The 18,983-nt window shown below is 71.1% G+C and carries 13 protein-coding genes; 10 read left to right on the top strand and 3 right to left on the bottom strand.

Going from position 1 to position 18,983, the window contains the following annotated elements; translation table 11 throughout:
• Positions 1-161: 161 nt before the first annotated feature.
• Together KEC57_RS15875 and KEC57_RS15880 are read right to left on the bottom strand one after the other, a co-directional pair.
• Positions 162-2,075: a M3 family metallopeptidase gene (locus KEC57_RS15875; RefSeq protein WP_229385664.1), complete on the bottom strand. Its 1,914-nt coding sequence runs from the start codon at positions 2,073-2,075 to the stop codon at positions 162-164.
• Positions 2,076-2,165: 90 nt separating this feature from the next.
• Entirely contained in the window at positions 2,166-2,834 is a 669-nt protein-coding gene (locus KEC57_RS15880) for an NUDIX hydrolase family protein (RefSeq protein WP_229385665.1), read from the bottom strand.
• 94 nt (positions 2,835-2,928) lie between these two features.
• Between KEC57_RS15880 and KEC57_RS15885 the strand changes: the two genes are divergently transcribed.
• The 10 genes from KEC57_RS15885 (at position 2,929) to KEC57_RS15930 (ending at position 18,099) form a co-directional block, all read left to right on the top strand.
• Positions 2,929-3,588, top strand: coding sequence for an alpha/beta hydrolase (locus KEC57_RS15885; protein ID WP_229385666.1), 660 nt, complete (start codon positions 2,929-2,931; stop codon positions 3,586-3,588).
• A gap of 261 nt (positions 3,589-3,849) precedes the next feature.
• The gene (locus tag KEC57_RS15890; RefSeq protein WP_229385667.1) at positions 3,850-5,514 is read left to right on the top strand and encodes an ABC-F family ATP-binding cassette domain-containing protein; all 1,665 of its coding nucleotides are present in this window, start codon (positions 3,850-3,852) and stop codon (positions 5,512-5,514) included.
• A gap of 116 nt (positions 5,515-5,630) precedes the next feature.
• Positions 5,631-5,816, top strand: coding sequence for a PspC domain-containing protein (locus tag KEC57_RS15895; RefSeq protein ID WP_229385668.1), 186 nt, complete (start codon positions 5,631-5,633; stop codon positions 5,814-5,816).
• A gap of 91 nt (positions 5,817-5,907) precedes the next feature.
• A complete protein-coding gene (locus tag KEC57_RS15900) occupies positions 5,908-10,839 on the top strand; it encodes an Lhr family ATP-dependent helicase (protein ID WP_229385669.1) in 4,932 nt (1,643 codons plus the stop codon).
• Positions 10,840-10,978: 139 nt separating this feature from the next.
• On the top strand, positions 10,979-11,767 hold the full coding sequence (locus KEC57_RS15905; RefSeq protein ID WP_229385670.1) for a DNA-formamidopyrimidine glycosylase family protein: 789 nt from the start codon (positions 10,979-10,981) through the stop codon (positions 11,765-11,767).
• A gap of 260 nt (positions 11,768-12,027) precedes the next feature.
• Positions 12,028-13,221 carry an ABC transporter ATP-binding protein gene (locus tag KEC57_RS15910; RefSeq protein WP_229385671.1) on the top strand — a complete coding sequence of 398 codons (1,194 nt, stop codon included), beginning with the start codon at positions 12,028-12,030 and terminating at the stop codon, positions 13,219-13,221.
• A 99-nt stretch (positions 13,222-13,320) separates the two neighbouring features.
• Positions 13,321-14,523: an ABC transporter substrate-binding protein gene (locus tag KEC57_RS15915; protein ID WP_229385672.1), complete on the top strand. Its 1,203-nt coding sequence runs from the start codon at positions 13,321-13,323 to the stop codon at positions 14,521-14,523.
• Positions 14,516-15,457 (top strand): ABC transporter permease, encoded by a 942-nt coding sequence (locus KEC57_RS15920; RefSeq protein ID WP_229385673.1) that lies wholly within the window; start codon positions 14,516-14,518, stop codon positions 15,455-15,457. The genes KEC57_RS15915 and KEC57_RS15920 overlap by 8 nt, the downstream gene beginning before the upstream one ends.
• Positions 15,454-16,383: an ABC transporter permease gene (locus tag KEC57_RS15925; protein WP_229385674.1), complete on the top strand. Its 930-nt coding sequence runs from the start codon at positions 15,454-15,456 to the stop codon at positions 16,381-16,383. Before KEC57_RS15920 ends, KEC57_RS15925 begins: the two co-directional genes overlap by 4 nt.
• Positions 16,384-16,443: 60 nt before the next feature.
• Complete coding sequence (locus tag KEC57_RS15930) at positions 16,444-18,099, top strand: amidohydrolase (RefSeq protein ID WP_229385675.1); 1,656 nt, start codon at positions 16,444-16,446, stop codon at positions 18,097-18,099.
• On the opposite strand, the gene KEC57_RS15935 is transcribed toward KEC57_RS15930, so the two are convergent.
• The gene (locus KEC57_RS15935) at positions 18,096-18,953 is read right to left on the bottom strand and encodes an NAD-dependent epimerase/dehydratase family protein (RefSeq protein ID WP_229385676.1); all 858 of its coding nucleotides are present in this window, start codon (positions 18,951-18,953) and stop codon (positions 18,096-18,098) included. The two genes, KEC57_RS15930 and KEC57_RS15935, sit on opposite strands and share 4 nt — an antisense overlap.
• Positions 18,954-18,983: the final 30 nt, after the last annotated feature.

Consider the following 18,983-nt stretch of genomic DNA (forward strand, 5'->3'; position numbering starts at 1 on the left):
CGGGGGGTTGCGTCGCAGGGTGACTGCGGGTCGGGTAGGTGGAACAATACCCGCCCGACATGTGTCTGCGAAACGCGCGAACGCCCCGGCGCGGGGACGCACGCGCGGCCGCCCGGCACGGGCACTCCGGCGGCGGGATCAGGGACGCTGCGGGGAAGGCGTCACTCGCCCGCGAGCCACTCCCGATACGCCGCGAATGCCGTCGGACGCCCCAGGAAAGCCTCGACGAGCTCGGTCGCGTCGCGCGATCCGCCGCGTTCGAGCACCTCGGTGCGGTACCGGCTCGCCGCCTGGGGGTCCATGAGTCCGTTCGAGAACCCGGTGAGCAGATCGCGCGCGATCACGAGGCTCCACTGGTACGTGTAATAGCAGGCGCCGTAGCCGGTGAGGTGCCCGAACCCCGCGTACGGGTGCAGGCCGGGCAGCGGCTGCACCGGGCTGGACGTGGCGTAGAGTCGCTCGGTCTCGGCCTGCAGGTCGGCCGGTCGATCGACGTGCAGATGGTACGAGACGTTCGCGTGCCCGAGCTGGCGGCGCACCTCCAGCGCCCGCCCGAACGCATCGGCGGTGCGCATGCGGGCGACGAGATCGGCCGGGATCGGCTCGCCCTCGGCGTTGGCGGTGAACGACGCGAGCACGTCGGCATCCCACGCCCACTCCTCGAGGAGCTGGCTGGGCGCCTCGACGAAGTCCCACTCGGTCGCCACCCCCGAGAAGCTTGCGAAGCGCTGGGCTCCGCCGAGAATGTCGTGCACCAGGTGCCCGAACTCGTGGAAGAACGTCACGACCTCGTCGTGCTCGAGCAGGCCCCGCGAGAAGTTGCACAGCAGCGCGGCCTCGGGCATGACCCGGCCGGTGACTCCCGGCGCGAGCGGGAAGCACGCGGCATGGCTGAACTTGCCGTCGCGCGGGTGAAGGTCGAGGTGGATGCGCCCGATGCGCGCGCCGTCGCGCACGACGTCGTACGAGCGCACGTCCGCGTGCCACGTCGGCACATCGACCGGCTCGTATCCGACGTCCAGCAGGCGCCCGGTCACGTCGAGCACGCCGCTCACGACTCGCTCGAACGGGAAGTACGAACGCACCAGCTGCGCGTCGACGTCGTACTCCTCGCTCTTGAGCGTCGAGAGCACGTGCCAGAAGTCCGCGATGGTGACGCTCTCGGCATCGGGGACGTCGCGCCGCAGCCTTTCGAGGAGCAGCGGGTACTCCGCTTCGGCGGCGGGGGCGGATGCCTCGTCCAGCCGCGCGAGGAAGGCGCGAATCTCGGCACCCGAGCCGATCATCCGGGTCTCGGTCTCGTAGTCCGCCCAGTCCTCATAGCCCAGGAGCGCGGCGCGCTCGGCCCGCACTGCGAGGAGCTCGGCCAGCACCGGCTCGTTGTCGGGCCAGGCCATGTCGTTGTACGCGGCGATGATCGCCACCCGCGTCGCGCGATCCTTCGCGTACTCGCGCACCGGCATCAGGTCGGGGTAGTCGGTCGAGAGGGTGACGTCGCCATGCTCGTCCACCGGATGCGCGTCGATGAAGTCCTGCGGCAGCCCCGCGAGCCCCGCCGCCGGCACGGTGACCTCGCGGCGTCCGTCGCGGACGTTGCGGGAGAAGGTCAGCGACAGCTCGGTGTCGCGGTCGGCGAGCTCGCGCACCCGCTCGCGGTCGGCATCCGCCAGCTGCACGCCGCCGCGCCGGAAATCGCGCAGCAGGTGGGCGAGAAGGCGTGCCTGATCGGCGTCGAGACCCTCGGTCGAGGACTCCGCGAACGCATCCCACAGCTCGCGGTCGAGCAGCCGAGCCGCCGACAGCGATTCGATCCGCTGCACCTGACCCTCGGCGATCTCGCGCACGGCGGCGTCGGAGTGTGCCTCGCTCACGACGTACGCCTCGCTGAGCGCGCCCCTGAGCGCGATGTCGGCGTCGTTCCACAGCTCGAGGCGATCCTGGATCGACAGCGCGGGCTCGCTCTTCAGGCGGGCATCGATGTCGTGCACACGCGCGAGGGCCTCGGCCGGACGATCGGTCGCGAAGGCGGTCCATCCGGAGGCGTCGGCGGGGAAGGCGAGGGGCTCGAAGGTCACCGTTCGAGCCTATGCGGGCTTCGGTCCGCTTCGCGGGAGCATGAGCGCACCCTCATGTGCGCAGGTCGGTGCCGTCGCCTGCCGTGCGGATCAGCGCAGCGCCCCGACGCTGGCCAGGGCGAGCCGGATGAGCGTGCCCCTGCCGCCTTCCATCTCGGCGGCGAGCGCGTCGGATGCCGCCTCCTGGGGCGCCATCCACGTCACCTCGAGCGCATCCTGACGGGGCTCGCACGTGCCGGTGACCGGCACCACGAACGCGAGCGACACCGCATGCTGACGGTCGTCGTGGAACGCACTGAGGCCGGGCATCGGGAAGTACTCGGCGACAGTGAAGGGGTTCGGCTGCGGCGGCAGGAGCGGAAACGCCATCGGGCCGAGGTCGTTCTCGAGGTGGCGGAACAGCGCGTCGCGGACGGTCTCGCCGTATCGCACACGGCCCGACACGATCGTGCGGGTCATCTCCCCGAGCGGGGTGGCGCGCAGCAGGATGCCGACCTCGATGACGGTGCCGAGTCCGTCGGTGCGCACGGGCACGGCTTCGACGTAGAGGATCGGCATCCGTCGCCGCGCTTCGGCGAGTTCGATGTCGGTCAGCCAGCCGGGGTTCGCGGAGCTGCCCGGGGTGGGCGAGCCGAAGGATCCGTCGCCGACGGGGTGCCCGGGGTTCGTGAAGGAGGCGCCCATGCCGCGCAGCGGATCACGCGGCGTCCCGTCGTCATCGCGCTCGTTCGGATCGGGGTCAGGCGTTCGGACCGGCATGTGTCCTGTATACCCCGCCACCGCCCACTAAGCACCATGCCGGTCCGTGCGGGTGCCGACTGTCGGTGTGCACGGGCAGGATAGGGGGGTGGTGATGAACGATTCCCTCGACGCCGATGCCGTGCTGTGGTCACACGCCTCCGCCGAGCGGGACGAGCGCCCACTGCTCGTGCTGCTCCACGGCTACGGCGCCGATGAACGCGACCTGTTCGGCCTGGTCCCGTATCTGCCACCGGACTTCGCGGTCGCCGCGCTGCGCGCGCCGCTCGCCCCGCCCTTTCCCGCACCGGGCTACTCCTGGTACCCGATCGAGGGCCTCGAGAGCCGGGATCCGCGTCATGTCACCGCCGCCGCCAGGCGGGTGCTCGAGTGGACGGATGCCGTGGCGACAGGTCATCGCCCGATCGGGCTGCTCGGCTTCTCGCAGGGCGCCGCCGTGTCGCTGCAGGCGATGAGGCTCGCGCCCGAGCGATTCGCGTTCGCCGTCAACTTGTCGGGGTACGTGACACCCGGCGATGTGGCCGGCGACGCCGCACTCGCAGAGCGCCGGCCGCCGGTCTTCTGGGGCCGGGGAACCAACGACGACGTGATCCCCGCGTTCCTCGTCGAACACTCCACCGAGTGGCTGCCCGGCCACGTCGAGCTGAGCGGGCGCGTGTACTCCGGGCTCACCCACAGCGTGTCCGAGCAGGAGCTCGCCGACGTCCGCGTGTTCCTCGACAAACGGCTCGAAGCGCTCGCCGCAGACGGCTGAACCCACTCACGAGACATTCGCCACGGCATCCGCTATCGTGTGTTCCGGCCTTTGTCCCCTCTGTGAGGAACTCCGTTGAAGCTGATCGCCGCGACCGCGCTGTAATCGCGCTGCTCCGTCGATCCCTCGACGTGCCAGCGCTCTGATTCGCGCTGACCGTCGATCCTGCCGCTTCCTCCTCGGCTTCTGCCGGCTCATCCGCCGGCGTCGGGTGATTCGCGGCATCCGGTGTCAGCGCATGACCGACACCACGGAGGCCTCATGCCCGCTCCTACCCTCACCCCTGCCGTCGTCCTCGATCGCGTCTCGTTCGCGTGGCCGGACGGCACCACTGCCCTCACAGACGTCTCGGGCTCGTTCGGCTCCGGCCGCACGGGTCTCGTCGGCCGCAACGGCTCGGGCAAGTCGACGCTCCTCCGGCTCATCGCCGGCGAGCTCGACCCCGCCACCGGCCACATCGCGAGAACCGCAGATGCGGCGTACCTGCCGCAGCGACTGACCCTCGATGTCGACCGGCCCGTCGCCGACCTGCTCGGCGTGGGCGAGACCCTTCGGGCGCTCCGCGCCATCGAGTCCGGCGACGCCGATCCCCGCCACTTCGACGCCGTCGGCTCGGACTGGGATGTCGAGGCCCGCTCGCACGTCGCGCTCGCCGAAGCGGGCCTCGCGCCCGACATGCTCGATCGCCGCGTCGGACAGCTGTCGGGAGGCGAGGCGGTGCTGACCGCGATCGCCGGGATCCGGCTGCGCGACGCGCCCATCACGCTGCTCGACGAGCCCACCAACAACCTCGACCGCGAGGCCCGCGCGCGTCTGTACGAGATGGTGCGCGGGTGGCGCGGCGCGCTCGTCGTCGTCAGTCACGACACCGCTCTGCTGGAACTCGCGGACGACACCGCCGAGCTCTACAGCAGCACGCTGTCGACGTTCGGAGGCCCGTACTCCGAGTGGCGCGCGTGGCTCGACGCCGAACAGGGCGCCGCGCGCGACGCCGAGAGCGCGGCCAAACAGGTGATGCGGCGCGAGAAGCGCCAGCGCATCGAGGCCGAGACGACGATCGCCCGCCGCGCCGCCATGGGCCGCAAAGCCCAGGTCGAGAAGCGCGTGCCCGGGATCATCGCGGGCGGCCGCAAGATGGCCGCGGAGGTCTCGGCGGGAAAGCTCCGCGGCGAGAAGGCCGACCGCGAGGCATCCGCACGCGCGGCGCTGGATGTCGCCGAGCGTCGCGTCCGCGACGACGACACCGTGAAGATCGACCTGCCCGACCCCGGGGTCCCCGCGGGTCGCCGCATCGCGACGCTCGGAGACGGCGAGCGGTCCTGGGTGATCCAAGGGCCAGAGCGCGTGGCGATCATCGGCCCGAACGGCGCCGGCAAGACCACGTTGCTGGAGGGGCTGGTCAGGCATGTCGTCCACAACTCCTCCGAATTCGGCGACACGGAGGCCGATCCGGCCTCTGACACGGGTCGCGAAGGATTTCTGAGGGGTTCGGCGCGCGGGTCGCTGCACACCGACCTCGTCGGGTACCTCCCGCAGCGAGTGGACGGGCTCGAGGAGTCCGCCTCGGTGCTCGACAACATCGCGTCGGCGGCGCCGCGGGTCAGCACGGTCGAGCTGCGCAATCGGCTCGCGCGGTTCCTCATCCGCGGCGCCGCCGTCGATCGCCCGGTCGCGACCCTGTCGGGCGGTGAGCGCTTCCGGGTGGCCCTCGCCCGGCTGCTGCTGGCCGACCCGCCGCCGCAGCTGCTCGTCTTCGACGAGCCGACGAACAACCTCGACCTCGACACGGTCGACCAGCTCGTCGAGGCTCTCGCCGTCTACCGTGGCGCCGTGCTCGTGGTCAGCCACGACGATGCGTTCCTGAAGCGCCTCGGGGTCGGCCTCGTCCTCGAGCTCGACCGAGACGGCACGTTGACCGAGCGGTAGCGCGTGGCCGCGGCATCCGCTCCCCTGTCGAACGGATACCGCGGGCGCGGGGCACCGGGAACATCCGTCACGCCCAGACCTATCGGCGCGGGGACGGATACGGCACCATGGACGCCATGGCCCAGCTCGTACGTCCTCGCTCCGGTCGCGTCATCGGCGGCGTGTGCGCGGCGATCGCGAATCGCTTCGAGATGAGCGCCACGGTGGTGCGGGTGCTCATGGTCGGCTCGATCCTGTTCTTCGGCCTGTCGATCGGGCTGTACCTGATCCTGTGGCTGCTGATCCCCCTCGACCGCAGCTGACATTCATCGTGCGTCACCCGACGCCGGGTGTCCGGTCCCGCAGCCGCCGCCCCGCAGCCCCGATGTCGGCGCGGGCGACGAAGATGGAGTGATGAGCCACCCGGCGGGCTCGGCGCACCACGTGCTCGAGCGATTCGGTCCTGCCACGCAGGATTGGTTCCGTGGCGCCTTCTCGGCCCCGACGAACGCGCAGACCGGCGCGTGGGAGGCGATCTCCCACGGCAAGCACGCGCTCGTGGTCGCCCCGACCGGATCGGGCAAGACCCTGTCGGCATTCCTCTGGGCGATCGACCGGGTCTTCCGCGAGAAGCAGCCCGAATCCTCGGAGCCGCCCGCGAAGGGTCGCCGGCGCCGGAATCCCGAGTCGCCCGCCACGCGCATCCTCTACATCTCGCCGCTCAAGGCACTGGGCGTGGACGTGGAGCGCAACCTGCGCTCCCCCCTCGTGGGCATCGGTCAGTCGGCCCGCCGCCTCGGGATCGCGGTACCCGATGTCACGGTCGGCGTGCGCTCCGGCGACACGACGTCGAGCGACCGCCGCAAGCTGGTGAGCCATCCGCCCGACATCCTCATCACCACCCCCGAATCGCTCTATCTCATGCTCACCAGCCAGGCGGGAGAGACGCTGCGCGACGTCCACACCGTCATCGTCGACGAGGTCCACGCCGTGGCCGCGACGAAGCGCGGAGCCCATCTCGCGGTGAGCCTCGAGCGGCTCGACGCGCTGCGGCAGTCGTTCACGCCGGCTGCCCCGCCCGCACAGCGCATCGGGCTCTCGGCGACCGTCCGGCCGATCGATGAGGTCGCGCGTTTCCTCGGCGGGTCGGCGCCCGTCGAGATCGTGGCGCCGCGGGCGACGAAGGCCTTCGATATGAAGGTCATCGTGCCGATCGGCGACATGCTCAACCCGCCGCCGCCGCCGAGCCCGTGGCAGTCGGGGGCCGATCCGGCCGGGAGCGGGACGGATGCCTCGGGCGAGGCATCCATCGATGAGGACTGGTTCGCGGACGGCACGGCGGGCGCGGGGGGCGGGACCGGGCGACGCGCGAGTGGCGCGGGCGAAACGGAGTTCACGGGTTCGGTCTGGCCGCATGTCGAAGAGGCGATCGTCGACCGCATCCTGCAGCATCGGTCGACGATCGTGTTCTGCAACTCGCGGCGCCTCGCCGAGCGCCTGACGGGCCGCCTCAACGAGATCTACTCCGAGCGGCTCGGTCTCGATCTTCCCGAGCCGAACGTCCCTGCCGCGATGATGGCGCAGGCCGGAGCGACAGCGGGCGCGGAGCCCGTGCTCGCGAAGGCCCACCACGGATCCGTGTCGAAGGAGCAGCGCGCCCAGGTCGAGGAGGAGCTCAAATCGGGGGTGCTGCGGTGCGTCGTGGCGACCAGCAGCCTCGAGCTGGGCATCGACATGGGCGCGGTCGACCTCGTGATCCAGGTCGAGGCACCGCCGAGCGCGGCATCGGGGCTGCAGCGCATCGGCCGTGCGGGCCACCAGGTGGGCGAGGTCAGCCGGGCCGCCCTGTTCCCCAAGCACCGCAGCGACGTGCTGCACACCGCCATCGTCACCGAGCGCATGCTGGCAGGTCAGATCGAGGCGATCGCGGTGCCGCAGAATCCGCTCGACATCCTCGCGCAGCAGACGGTCGCGGCATCCGCCATCGGCCCTCTCGATGTCGAGGGCTGGTACGAGACGCTCAAGCGCAGCGCGCCGTTCCGCTCACTCCCCCGGTCGGCCTACGAAGCGACCCTCGACCTGCTCGCCGGCCGATTCCCCTCGGACGAGTTCGCCGAGCTGCGCCCCCGCCTCATCTGGGACCGAGATCTGGGGGTGCTCACCGGCCGCCCCGGGTCGCAGCGCATCGCCGTCACCAGCGGTGGCACCATCCCCGACCGCGGCCTGTTCGCCGTCTACGTCGCGGGCGAGTCGTCGAACGCCCGGGTCGGCGAGCTCGACGAGGAGATGGTCTACGAATCGCGCGTGAACGACGTCTTCACCCTCGGCACGACGAGCTGGCGGATCGTCGAGATCACCCATGACCGGGTCAACGTGCTGCCGGCGTTCGGCCAGCCCGGCAAGGTGCCGTTCTGGCACGGCGATGGGATCGGGCGGCCCGCCGAACTCGGCGAGGCGCTCGGCAAGTTCTCGCGCGAGGTGTCGACGGCCAAGCCCGAGAAGGCCGACGAACGCCTGCGAGAGGCCGGTCTCGACGAGTACGCCCGCGACAATCTGCTCGCCTACCTGGCCGAGCAGCGAGAGGCCACCGGCACGCTTCCGACCGACCGACAGCTCACCGTCGAGCGAGGCCGGGACGAGGTCGGCGACTGGCGGGTGATCCTGCATTCCCCGTACGGCATGCAGGTGCACGCACCGTGGGCGCTGGCCGTCAACGCGCGCATCCGCGAGCGGCTGGGAGTCGACGGCTCGGCGGTCGCGAGCGACGACGGCATCATCGCGCGAATCCCCGATGCCACGGCCGAGCCTCCCGGCGCGGACCTGTTCGTCTTCGATCCCGACGAGCTCGACCAGATCGTCACCGAAGAGGTGGGCGGATCCGCGCTGTTCGCCTCGCGCTTCCGCGAGTGCGCGGCGCGTGCGCTGCTCATGCCGCGGCGCGATCCCGGCCGCCGCACGCCGCTCTGGCAGCAGCGGCAGCGCTCCGCGCAGCTGCTCGAGGTCGCGCGCAGATACCCGACCTTCCCGATCATCCTCGAGACGCTGCGCGAAGTCCTGCAGGACGTCTACGACGTGCCGTCGCTGCTGCGCCTCATGCGCGGAATCGGCGACCGCCGCATCCGCCTCGTCGAGACCGAGCCCGCTCAGCCGTCCCCCTTCGCGCGCGACCTGCTGTTCGGATATGTCGGCGCGTTCATGTACGAGGGCGACTCGCCGCTCGCCGAGCGCCGCGCCGCCGCACTGTCGGTCGATCCGGCGCTGCTGAGCGAACTGCTCGGCAAGATCGAGATGCGGGAGCTGCTCGACCCCGACGTCATCGCCCAGTTCGAGCGCGAGGCGCAGCGCCTCGATCCCGAGCGCCGCGCGCGCGGCATCGAGGGCGTCGCCGATCTGCTGCGCCTGCTCGGCCCGCTCGACGCCGGCGAGGTCGCGCTGAGGCTCGAGGCGGCCGACCTCCCGTCGACCGACCTCCCGTCGACCGACCTCCCGTCGCCGGACGCGGAGTATGCCGCCGCGACAAGGCGCCCCGAGCCTGCGCACGCAACCGTGGCCGCGGCATCCGCTCTGCTCGACGCGCTGGTCGCGGCGCGACGCGCCATCCGGGTGACCATCGCCGGCGTCGCCCGTGTCGCCGCGATCGAAGACGCCGGCCGTCTGCGCGATGCGCTGGGCGTGGCGCTGCCCGTCGGGATCCCGACGGCGTTCCTCGAGCCGCTCGCCGACCCGCTCGGCGACCTCGTCGCACGTCATGCGCGCACTCACGGGCCCTTCACTTCAGATGCCGTGGCCGAACGTCTCGGCATCGGCGTCGCCGTCGCGCGCCTCACGCTGCAGCGTCTCGAATCCCAGGGCCGGACGACGAGCGGATTCTTCCTGCCCGACTCCGCTGCACACACCGGTGCCGGATCGCGTTCCGACGAGGTCGAGTGGTGCGACACCGAGGTCATGCGGCGGCTGCGAATGCGGTCTCTCGCCGCGATCCGCGGCAGTGTCGAGCCCGTTGCCCAGGACGCCTACGCGCGCTTCCTGCCGGTCTGGCAGCACGTGACACGTCCCCTCGAAGGGATCGACGGGGTCGCGGCGGTCATCGAGCAGCTCGCGGGCGTGCCGATCCCGGCCAGCGCGTGGGAGTCGCTGATCCTGCCGGCACGCGTGGCCGACTACACGCCGAGCATGCTCGACGAGCTGACCGCGACCGGCGAGATCGTCTGGTCGGGGCACGGGAGCCTCCCCGGCCGCGACGGGTGGATCGCCCTGCACCCGGCCGACACGGTGCCGCTGACCCTCGCACCCTCGGACGCCGTCGACGAAGTCGCACCCGGCTCGCTCGACGCGCAGCTGCTGGCCGCGCTCGGCGGCGCTGTTCCCGGCAGCGGGGGCGCGTTCTTCGCCGCCCAGCTTCGCCAGATCACCGGCGCGGAGAACGACCAGTCCGTGATCGACGCGCTGTGGCGCCTCACCTGGTCGGGTCGTGTCACGAACGACACCTTCGCTCCGGTTCGCACGCTGGTCGCGGGCGGGTCGCAGGCTCATCGGATCAGCCGCCGCGCCCCTCGGACCCGGCTCTACCGCGGCGCCGCGGTGCGCGCGGTCGCGGCATCCGTTCCCCCTCGCCCGCCCTCGATCGGCGGTCGCTGGTCGCTGCTGTCGACCCCCGAGGCCGACGCCGCGCTGCGGGCGACCGCAACGGCGAGCCTGCTGCTGGACCGGTACGGCGTGGTCACGCGCGGCGCGGTGCAGGCCGAGGGCGTACCCGGCGGATTCGCGCAGACGTATCGCGTGCTCGCCGGATTCGAAGAGGCCGGCCACTGCCGCCGCGGGTACGTGATCGAGAAGCTGGGCGCCGCGCAGTTCGCCGCGTCCGCCACCGTCGACCGCCTGCGAGAGTTCGCGAACCTGCCCGACCCCGCACCGCTGCGCGCCGTGACGCTCGCCGCGACGGACCCCGCCAATCCATACGGCGCCGCGCTCGCCTGGCCACCGCTGGAGGGAGTCGGGCATCGGCCAGGACGCAAGGCCGGCGCCCTGGTCGTGCTGGTGGACGGCGCGCTCGCGCTGTACCTCGAGCGCGGCGGCAAATCCGCGCTCGCCTTCACCGGCGACGAGGCGGTGCTCGCGGCGGCGACGCGCGAACTCGCCGCGACCGCCCGCGCACGTCACCTCGACACCCTCACGATCGAGCAGGTCAACGGCGTCTTCGTCTACGGCACGGGCGTCGGGCGGGCCCTGCGCGATGCCGGTTTCGTCGAGTCGCCGCGCGGACTGACACTGCGCCGCCTCACCGCGGGCGACGCCGAGCGCGCCGCGCGGCAGGCATCGGACCGACCCGGGGCCGCACGTGGATGAGCGGGAGCCCACCGCGGCGTGCACGGAATCGGACCACCCGCGCGACACGTCCTGCCGAGCCGCCCGCTCCCGGCGCGTCCTCGGTGATCTCCGATCCTGTGCCCACGCCCTCCCGGCATGACGAGCGCGAGACGAACAGATGCCTGAGGGCGACACGGTCTTCCGCACCGCGCATCGACTCGACGACGTGCTCGCGGGAGCCACCGTCACCCGCTTCGAGCTGCGGGTGCCGCAGGCGGCGACGGTCGACCTCCGGGGAGAGACGGTGCATGGCGTTCTCTCGCGCGGCAAGCACCTGCTCCACCGCATCGGCGAGAACACGCTCCACTCGCACCTCAAGATGGAGGGCGAGTGGCACGCCTACCGACGCGGTGAACGCTGGCGCAAGCCCGCTTACACGGCCCGCGCGATCATCGGCGCGACGGCTCCCGACGGTGCCGAATGGGAGACGGTGGGGTTCGACCTCGCCGACATCTCGGTCGTGCTGACGCGCGACGAGGATCGTCTCGTCGGCCATCTCGGACCCGATCCGCTGTCGGACGACTGGGATCCCGCCGAAGCGGCGAGACGACTCGGAGCAGACCCTCGACCGGTGCACGTGGCTCTGCAGGACCAGCGCAGCATCGCCGGATTCGGCAACGAGTACGTCAACGAGATCCTGTTCGTGCGAGGCGTCCTTCCCACGACTCCCGCAGACGAGACGGATGCCGCCGCCATCGTCGATCTCGGAGCCCGCATGATCCGCGCCAACCGCGATCGCAGCGACCGCACGTTCACGGGCGACGCGCGCCCGGGGCGGACCACCTGGGTCTATCGCCGCGACGGACGTCCGTGCCGGCGATGCGGCACGCTGATCCGCCGCAGCAGTCTCGGCCCCGACCCGTCGCGCGAGCGCATCATCTTCTGGTGCCCTCGCTGTCAGCGCTGAGCCCTCTCCCCGAAGCAGACGATCTGTCGGCCCCCTGCGAGGCATCCGTCTCGATGGATGGTGTGCCCGTCGAAACCGCGCGGTTTCCTGTCCGTTACACAGGGCCGGACGATCTGTCGGGGTGGGAGGTTCCGCACCGCGGATCGTCCGGTTCGCGGGTGCGCGCGTTGCGGGGGGCGAGAGCGCCGATATTGAATACCCCACACATCCCACCCGACCGTGCACCGTCGCGCGGCCCGCGATCAGGAGGACCTCACGAGGTGACCACGGCGACCGATGCGGAGACTCCTCCCGCGACAGACCCCGTCTCGCAGGACGGCGGGAACGCTCCACGCGGAGCCGTCGTGCTCTCGGGCGTCACGAAGCTCTACGGCGACCAGCTCGCCGTGGACGACCTCTCGCTCACGATCCAGCCGGGCGAGTTCATCTCTCTGCTCGGCCCCTCCGGGTGCGGCAAGACCACGACGCTGCGCATGATCGCAGGCTTCGAGCATCCCGACGCCGGCGACATTCTCATCTCGGGGCGTTCGGTGCTCAACGCCCCGCCGTACCGGCGTGATGTCAACACGGTGTTCCAGGCATACGCGCTGTTCCCGCACATGTCGGTGGCCGAGAACGTCGCCTACGGCCTGCAGCAGCGTCGGACGCCCAAGTCCGAGATCCGCGACCGCGTCACCCAGGCGCTCGACCTGGTGCAGATGCGCCGGTTCGGCGACCGCCGCCCCGCGCAGCTCTCGGGCGGCCAGCAGCAGCGCATCGCGCTGGCGCGCGCCCTGGTCAACCGCCCGTCGGTACTGCTGCTCGACGAGCCCCTCGGCGCGCTCGACCGGCAGCTGCGCGAAGAGATGCAGCTCGAGCTCAAGCTCCTGCAGTCGCGGCTGGGCATCACCTTCGTCTTCGTGACGCACGACCAGGGCGAGGCGCTGTCGATGAGCGACCGCATCGCGATCATGCGGGCCGGCCGCATCGAGCAGCTCGCCGACGCCGACACGGTCTACGCCCGTCCCGCATCGGCGTACGTGGCCGCGTTCGTCGGGCAGCAGAACTTCTTCCGTGGCGCCGTGACGGAGTCCGGCGCCGCCGTCTCGTCGACGCACGCGCTCGTGCGCGGCACCGCCCCGGTGCTGGTGAACGCCGCACAGGGCGAGGCCGCGGTCCGCCCGGAGTACGTCCGGATCGAGAAGGACCCGCAGGCCGGCTCGGCGACGGCCTCGACCGACCTCAACGCCGCCCGCGGTGAGCTGATCGGCGTCGCGCACCTCGGCGACACGATGCAGTACCTCGTGCGGCTGGGCGACGACCAGAGCCTCATCGTGCGGCGGCCGACGCCCGATGCGCCCGCTCTGACCGTGGGCGATCCGGTGCTCTGCACGTGGGCCGCGCACCACGTCCTGCTCTTCCCCGCCGATGACGCGGCACAGGAGGGCGGCTACGTCGCCCCACCGACCGAGTGACCCCGCCCGATCGCCCCGCCCCATACCCTCCGCAGCACCTCACCGCCCACAGCCGCAGCATCCGCACCACCGGCTCCCGACCCGAACCCGGAGACACCGATGACCCTGAAGAGCGCTATGAGTTCGTCGCGCAGCCCGCTGCGTATCCTCGCCCCCGAGGCGTCGGGCCCCGCCATCGTCCGCGAGCTGTCGCGGCGGCGCTTCCTGAGTCTGGCCGCCCTCGCCGGCGGCGCCACCGTGCTCGCCGCCTGCTCCCCGGCCGGCAGCGGGTCGCCCGCGCCGCAGGCCACCGGCGGCACGCTCGAAGACAACCTGTCGGTCTACACCTGGGGCGACTACGACTCGCCCGACGTGGTCTCGGCCTTCACCGCGGAGCTCGGCCCCAAGGTCACCCTCGACTCGTACTCGTCGAACGAAGAGCTCATCGCCAAGCTCATCGCGGCGAAGGGCACCTCCGGCTACGACATCGTGGTGCCCACGGGCGTGTTCATCCCGCAGATGATCGAGAACGGCCTGCTGACCGAGTTCAACAAGGATCTGCTCCCCAATCTCTCCAACATGGACCCGGCGTACCTCGGCCGAGCCTGGGATCCGGGCAACGACTACTCGGTGTGCAAGGCCTGGGGCACGACCGGCTTCGTATACGACAAGACCGTCATCACGCGCGAGCTCGCCACCTGGAACGACTTCTTCGACGCAGCGCAGAACGAGGCGAGCGGCAAGACCTCGATGTCGGACGACCCCGCGGGCATCATCGGCTCGTACTTCTGGGCGAACGACCTCGACTGGAACACCACGGATCCCGACGAGCTCGAGGCGTGCCGCGTCTTCCTGGTCGAGCAGATCGCCCCGCACATCTCGGCCTTCGACTCTTACCCCGGGACGAACGCGATCCCGCAGGGAACCCAGGTCCTGATGCAGGCGTGGAACGGCGACGCGCGCCTGGGCTTGCTCGAGTCGAGCGAGCCGGAGCGCTGGCAGTGGGTGCTGCCGGGTCCGCAGACCGAACTGTGGATGGACAACTGGGCGATCGCGGCGGGTGCCCCGCACCCGGAGGCGGCGCATGCGTTCATCAACTTCTCGATGTCGCCCGAGAGCCTGGGTCTGAACCTCGACTACATCGGCTACAACGTCGGAGGCCAGGGCCAGGAGCAGACCGCGGTCGAGTCCGGCCTCGAACTCACCGACCTGATCTTCTTCACCCCTGAGCAGCTCGAGACGATGCACGAGCAGGAGCTGAACGACTCGCAGACCGTGCGCGTGGAGATCTGGAACGAGATGAAGGCCGCCGCTGGTGCGTAGCCGCTCGGCAGGAGCCGCCCTCGCCGCTCCCGCGTGGGCGTGGCTGCTCCTGTTCTTCGTCGCCCCCGTGGCGATGGTGGTGTGGTTCAGCTTCGGCTACAAGCCGGGCATCTTCGGCACGCATGCGAACGACATCCTCTCCTTCGATCGCTACGCCGAAGCGATGTCGCCGACGTTCTTCGCGACGTTCCAGAACACCCTCTGGGTGGGCGTGATCGGCACGGTGCTGTGCTTCGCGATCGGCGCGCCGGTGGCGTATTGGATGGCGTTCAAGGTCAAACCGGAGCGCCGGGGCATCCTGATCGCTCTCGTGCTCGTGCCGTTCTGGACGAACTTCCTCGTGCGCACGATCGGCTGGCAGGTGATCATGGCGCCCGAGGGATGGCTGTCGACGGCGCTGCAGGCGATCGGCGTGCTGGACGGCCCGCTCGATCTGCTGTACACGCGCACCGCGGTGATCGTCGGCGTCGTCTACAACTATCTGCCGCTCATGGTCCTGCCGCTGTTCGTCGCGTTCGACCGGGTCGGTCCGGCGCTGCGCGAGGCGTCGAAGGACCTCGGCGCCGGCAAGCTGTCGACGTTCTTCCGCATCACGCTGCCGCTGTCGCAGCCGGGCATCATCGCGGGCGTGCTGCTGGTCTTCATCCCGCTGATGGGCGACTACATCACCGCGACGGTCCTCGGCGGCGCGAAGGGGAACATGGTCGGCCAGCTGGTCGCGAGCCAGTTCCAGACCGCGCAGAACTGGGCGCTCGGCTCGGCGATGGCGGTGCTGCTCATGCTGGTGATCATGTTGACGATCGGCGTGGCCGCCGGCATCATCTGGCTGGTCACGCTCCCCTTCCGCTCCCGCAGCCGGCTCGTCCTCGGGCCGGCGCCGCAGGAGATGCGGGTGGATTCCGTGACCCGGAACGCGCTGGAGGTGACGCGATGACTCGCCCTGAGACCATGACGGCGACCGAGACGATCCTGCGCGCACGCGACGACCAGTCCGCCCCGGCCCGGCCCGTTCGCCGGCGGGCCCGGCGGTCCTGGTCCGACATCGCGTTCGCGGTGTGGGGCGTGGCCGTGATGCTCTTCCTGTTCCTGCCGATCATCGTGATCGTGATCTACTCCTTCAACACCGGCCGGCTGCTGGTGTCGTGGGACGGGTTCGGGCTCGACGCCTTCGCGACGATCCTCGAGAAGCCCGCGATCCAGAACGCGGTGCGCGTATCGCTGATCACCGCCCTGTTCGCCGCGGTGATCGCGACGGCGCTGGGCACGCTGGCCGGAATCGCCATGGCGCGCCACCCCGGCAAGTGGACGTGGTGGTTCCTGGGCCTCCTGCTGCTCGTGTCGGTGACGCCCGAGATCGTCGACGCCGTCGCGCTGCTGCCGTTCATGGTGTTCCTCGGCCAGGACCTCGGCCTGAGCATGTTCAACGACGGCATCGTGCGCCTGTCGGTCGGCTCGTCGCTGTTCGCGACGGCGGTGGTGTCGTACATCGTGCGCGCCCGCCTGGTGGGCCAGGACGCGAACCTCGAAGAGGCTTCCGCCGACCTGTACGCCAAGCCGCTCACGACGTTCCGCCGCGTGACCCTCGCCCTCGCGATGCCCGCGGTGCTCGCCGGTTTCCTGCTGGCGTTCACGCTCAGCCTCGACAACACCGTCGTCGCCGCCTTCGTGCAGGTGTCTGGCACCACTCCCTGGCCGGTCTACGTGCTGAGCGCGGTCCGCTCGGGCCTGCGTCCCGAGATCGCGGCGGTGTCGACGATCATGCTCCTGCTGACACTGGTGGCCTTCGCCCTCGTCGCGCTCGTGCTCAAGCGCGCCGGCGACTCGGCGACCCAGATCGCCCGGACGATGACCGGCGGCTGAGCTCGCGGCATCCGCTCGCCCGTCCCGCCGCTTCGCGTTGCGCTCCTCGAGGGAAGAACCATGACCTACGCCGACCTCGTCTTCACCGGGGGGCCCGTGTTCACGGCGAACAGCGTGCGCTCGCGCGCGGGCTCGGTCGCCGTCAAGGACGGCCGCATCATCGCGGTCATGCCCGGCGACGCCGCCGATCTGGTCGGCCCGCGCACCGAGATCGTCGATCTGAAGGGGCGGATGCTCCTCCCCGGCTTCCAGGACGCGCACGTGCACCCGGTGTGGGGCGGCCTCGACATGCTGCGGTGCGACCTCGCCGCGTACGGCACGGCACCGGAGTACCTGGACGCGATCGGCATGTACGTCGCCGCGCATCCCGAGGGCGAGTGGGTCCTCGGCGGCGGCTGGCAGATGTCGGCCTTCCCCGGCGGCACGCCGACGGCGGCGGCGCTGGACGCGGTGACGGGAGACCGGCCGGCGTTCTTCCCGAACCGCGACGGGCACGGCGCGTGGGTGAACTCCGCCGCGCTGCGGCTGGCCGGGATCGACCGAAGCACTCCGGATCCCCCCGACGGCCGGATCGAACGCGACGCCGCGGGCATCCCGACCGGCACGCTGCACGAGGGCGCGATGGGCCTCGTCAACCGCCTGCTTCCCGAGGAATCACCCGAGCGCCTCACCGAGGCGCTGCTGGTCGGTCAGCGCTACCTGCACTCGTTCGGCATCACCGCCTGGCAGGACGCCATCGTCGGCTCGTACGGGGATGCCGGAGACCCCGGACCCGCGTACCTCCGGGCCGCCGCCGACGGAACACTGACGGCCCGTGTCGTCGGCGCCATCTGGTGGGATCGCGGAGCCGGCCTCGAGCAGATCCCGTCGATCCTGGAGCGGCGCGAGCAATACCGCGGCGGGCGATTCGCGGCGACCTCGGTCAAGGTCATGCAGGACGGTGTGGCCGAGAACTTCACCGCCGCCATGCTCGAGCCCTACGGCGACGGGCACGGGCACTTCACCGACAACTCGGGCATCTCGTTCGTCGATCCCGCGGTGCTGAACGAGGCCGTGCCGATCCTGGATGCCGCGGGCTTCCAGGTGCACTTCCACGCCATCGGCGACCGCGCGGTGCGGGAATGCCTCGACGCCGTCGAGCACGCGATCGCCCGCAATGGGCGCCGCGACAACCGCCATCACATCGCGCACATCCAGGTCGTCCATCCCGACGACATCGCGCGCTTTCGCGATCTCGGCGTCGCAGCCAACATGCAGACGCTGTGGGCCGCTCTCGAACCTCAGATGGTCGACCTGACGCTGCCCTTCCTGGGGTCGCCCCGCGACGCCTGGCAATACCCGTTCGGCGATCTGCTGCGGGCAGGCGCCGTGCTCGCCGCCGGCAGCGACTGGTCGGTGTCGACGCCCGACCCGCTCGCCGCGATCCACGTCGCCGTCAACCGGATCGCCGCGCCGGGTCACGAGGAGGGCGAGTACGACGCCTTCCTGCCCGAACAGGCGATCGACCTGGCCACCTCGCTCACCGCGTACACGGCGGGGTCGGCGTGGGTGAACCACCTCGATGACACCACCGGCACGATCGAGGCCGGCAAGTACGCCGATCTCGTCGTGCTCGACCGAGACCCCTTCGCCGGCCCCGCCGACGAGATCGGCGGGGCACGGGTGCTGCAGACCTTCGTCGAGGGCGAGCGCGTCTACGCGGCCCCCGGCGTCTAGACGACCGCCGCGCGCCGGTCGAGCGCTCGCTCGCCGAGGACGCTCGCGTGCTCCGGGATCCAGCCCAGCGCCCGCGCCTCGGCGCCATCCGCCTGCTGGTCGAGCAGCAGCGCGTCGGCGAACGCGGCCCCGAGGCGCGCCCGCGTAGCCTCGATCGGTTCGGACACGGCGCGGGATCCTGCCGCCTCGGCGACCGCACGCACCGTCTGGGATGCTCCGTCGCTCGCGATGACCCGGCCCAGCGCTGCGGGGTGTTCGAGCACGCGGAGGTACAGGCGGGCGAGGTCGTCGACGTGGACCCACGTCCAGTGCTGCGCGCCGTCTCCGATGAGAGTGAGTGCTCCGTCGGCCGTGCGGGGTGCGTCGACGATGAGCGACAGCAGGCCCTTGTCTCTCCCGTACACCACGCCCGGCACGATGATCGTGGTCGCCACCGCCGAGGCGAGCAGCCGCTCCTCGATGGGCACGCGCCACGCGACGAGCGCAGGCGGGTTCGGCACATCGTCACCACGGATGTCATCACCCGCGCCGTACTCCCAGATCCCGCTCGTGAGGATGAAACGCCTCCCTGTGCCGCCGTACTCCTGCTCGACCGCCTCCGCCACCGCGAGATTGAGCCGGGCGGAGTCGTCCGAGGCCGCCACGTGGATCGCCGCGTCCGTGTCTGCGAGCAGGCCCGCAGACCATGCGACGTCGCTCAGGTCGCCGACGGCCGCGGTGGCGCCGCGTGCCGTAACGACGGCCGCGGCGGATTCGCTGCGCACGGGGGCGAGGACGCGATGTCCCGCCTCGACGAGAACGTCGAGAACGGCGGAGCCGATGTATCCGGTTGCACCGGTCAGTAGGATCTTCATGCCATCGACGGTAGAGCCCGACCCGCCGGT

The sequence above is a fragment of the Microbacterium allomyrinae genome (genome assembly GCF_020682705.1).
Taxonomy (GTDB): domain Bacteria; phylum Actinomycetota; class Actinomycetes; order Actinomycetales; family Microbacteriaceae; genus Microbacterium; species Microbacterium allomyrinae.

Coding starts and splice junctions, on each gene's coding strand:
- KEC57_RS15880 (WP_229385665.1), bottom strand. CDS start 2,834: ATGCCGGTCCGAACGCCTGACCCCGATCCGAACGAGCGCGATGACGAC.
- KEC57_RS15885 (WP_229385666.1), top strand. CDS start 2,929: ATGAACGATTCCCTCGACGCCGATGCCGTGCTGTGGTCACACGCCTCC.
- KEC57_RS15890 (WP_229385667.1), top strand. CDS start 3,850: ATGCCCGCTCCTACCCTCACCCCTGCCGTCGTCCTCGATCGCGTCTCG.
- KEC57_RS15895 (WP_229385668.1), top strand. CDS start 5,631: ATGGCCCAGCTCGTACGTCCTCGCTCCGGTCGCGTCATCGGCGGCGTG.
- KEC57_RS15900 (WP_229385669.1), top strand. CDS start 5,908: ATGAGCCACCCGGCGGGCTCGGCGCACCACGTGCTCGAGCGATTCGGT.
- KEC57_RS15905 (WP_229385670.1), top strand. CDS start 10,979: ATGCCTGAGGGCGACACGGTCTTCCGCACCGCGCATCGACTCGACGAC.
- KEC57_RS15915 (WP_229385672.1), top strand. CDS start 13,321: ATGACCCTGAAGAGCGCTATGAGTTCGTCGCGCAGCCCGCTGCGTATC.
- KEC57_RS15925 (WP_229385674.1), top strand. CDS start 15,454: ATGACTCGCCCTGAGACCATGACGGCGACCGAGACGATCCTGCGCGCA.
- KEC57_RS15930 (WP_229385675.1), top strand. CDS start 16,444: ATGACCTACGCCGACCTCGTCTTCACCGGGGGGCCCGTGTTCACGGCG.
- KEC57_RS15935 (WP_229385676.1), bottom strand. CDS start 18,953: ATGAAGATCCTACTGACCGGTGCAACCGGATACATCGGCTCCGCCGTT.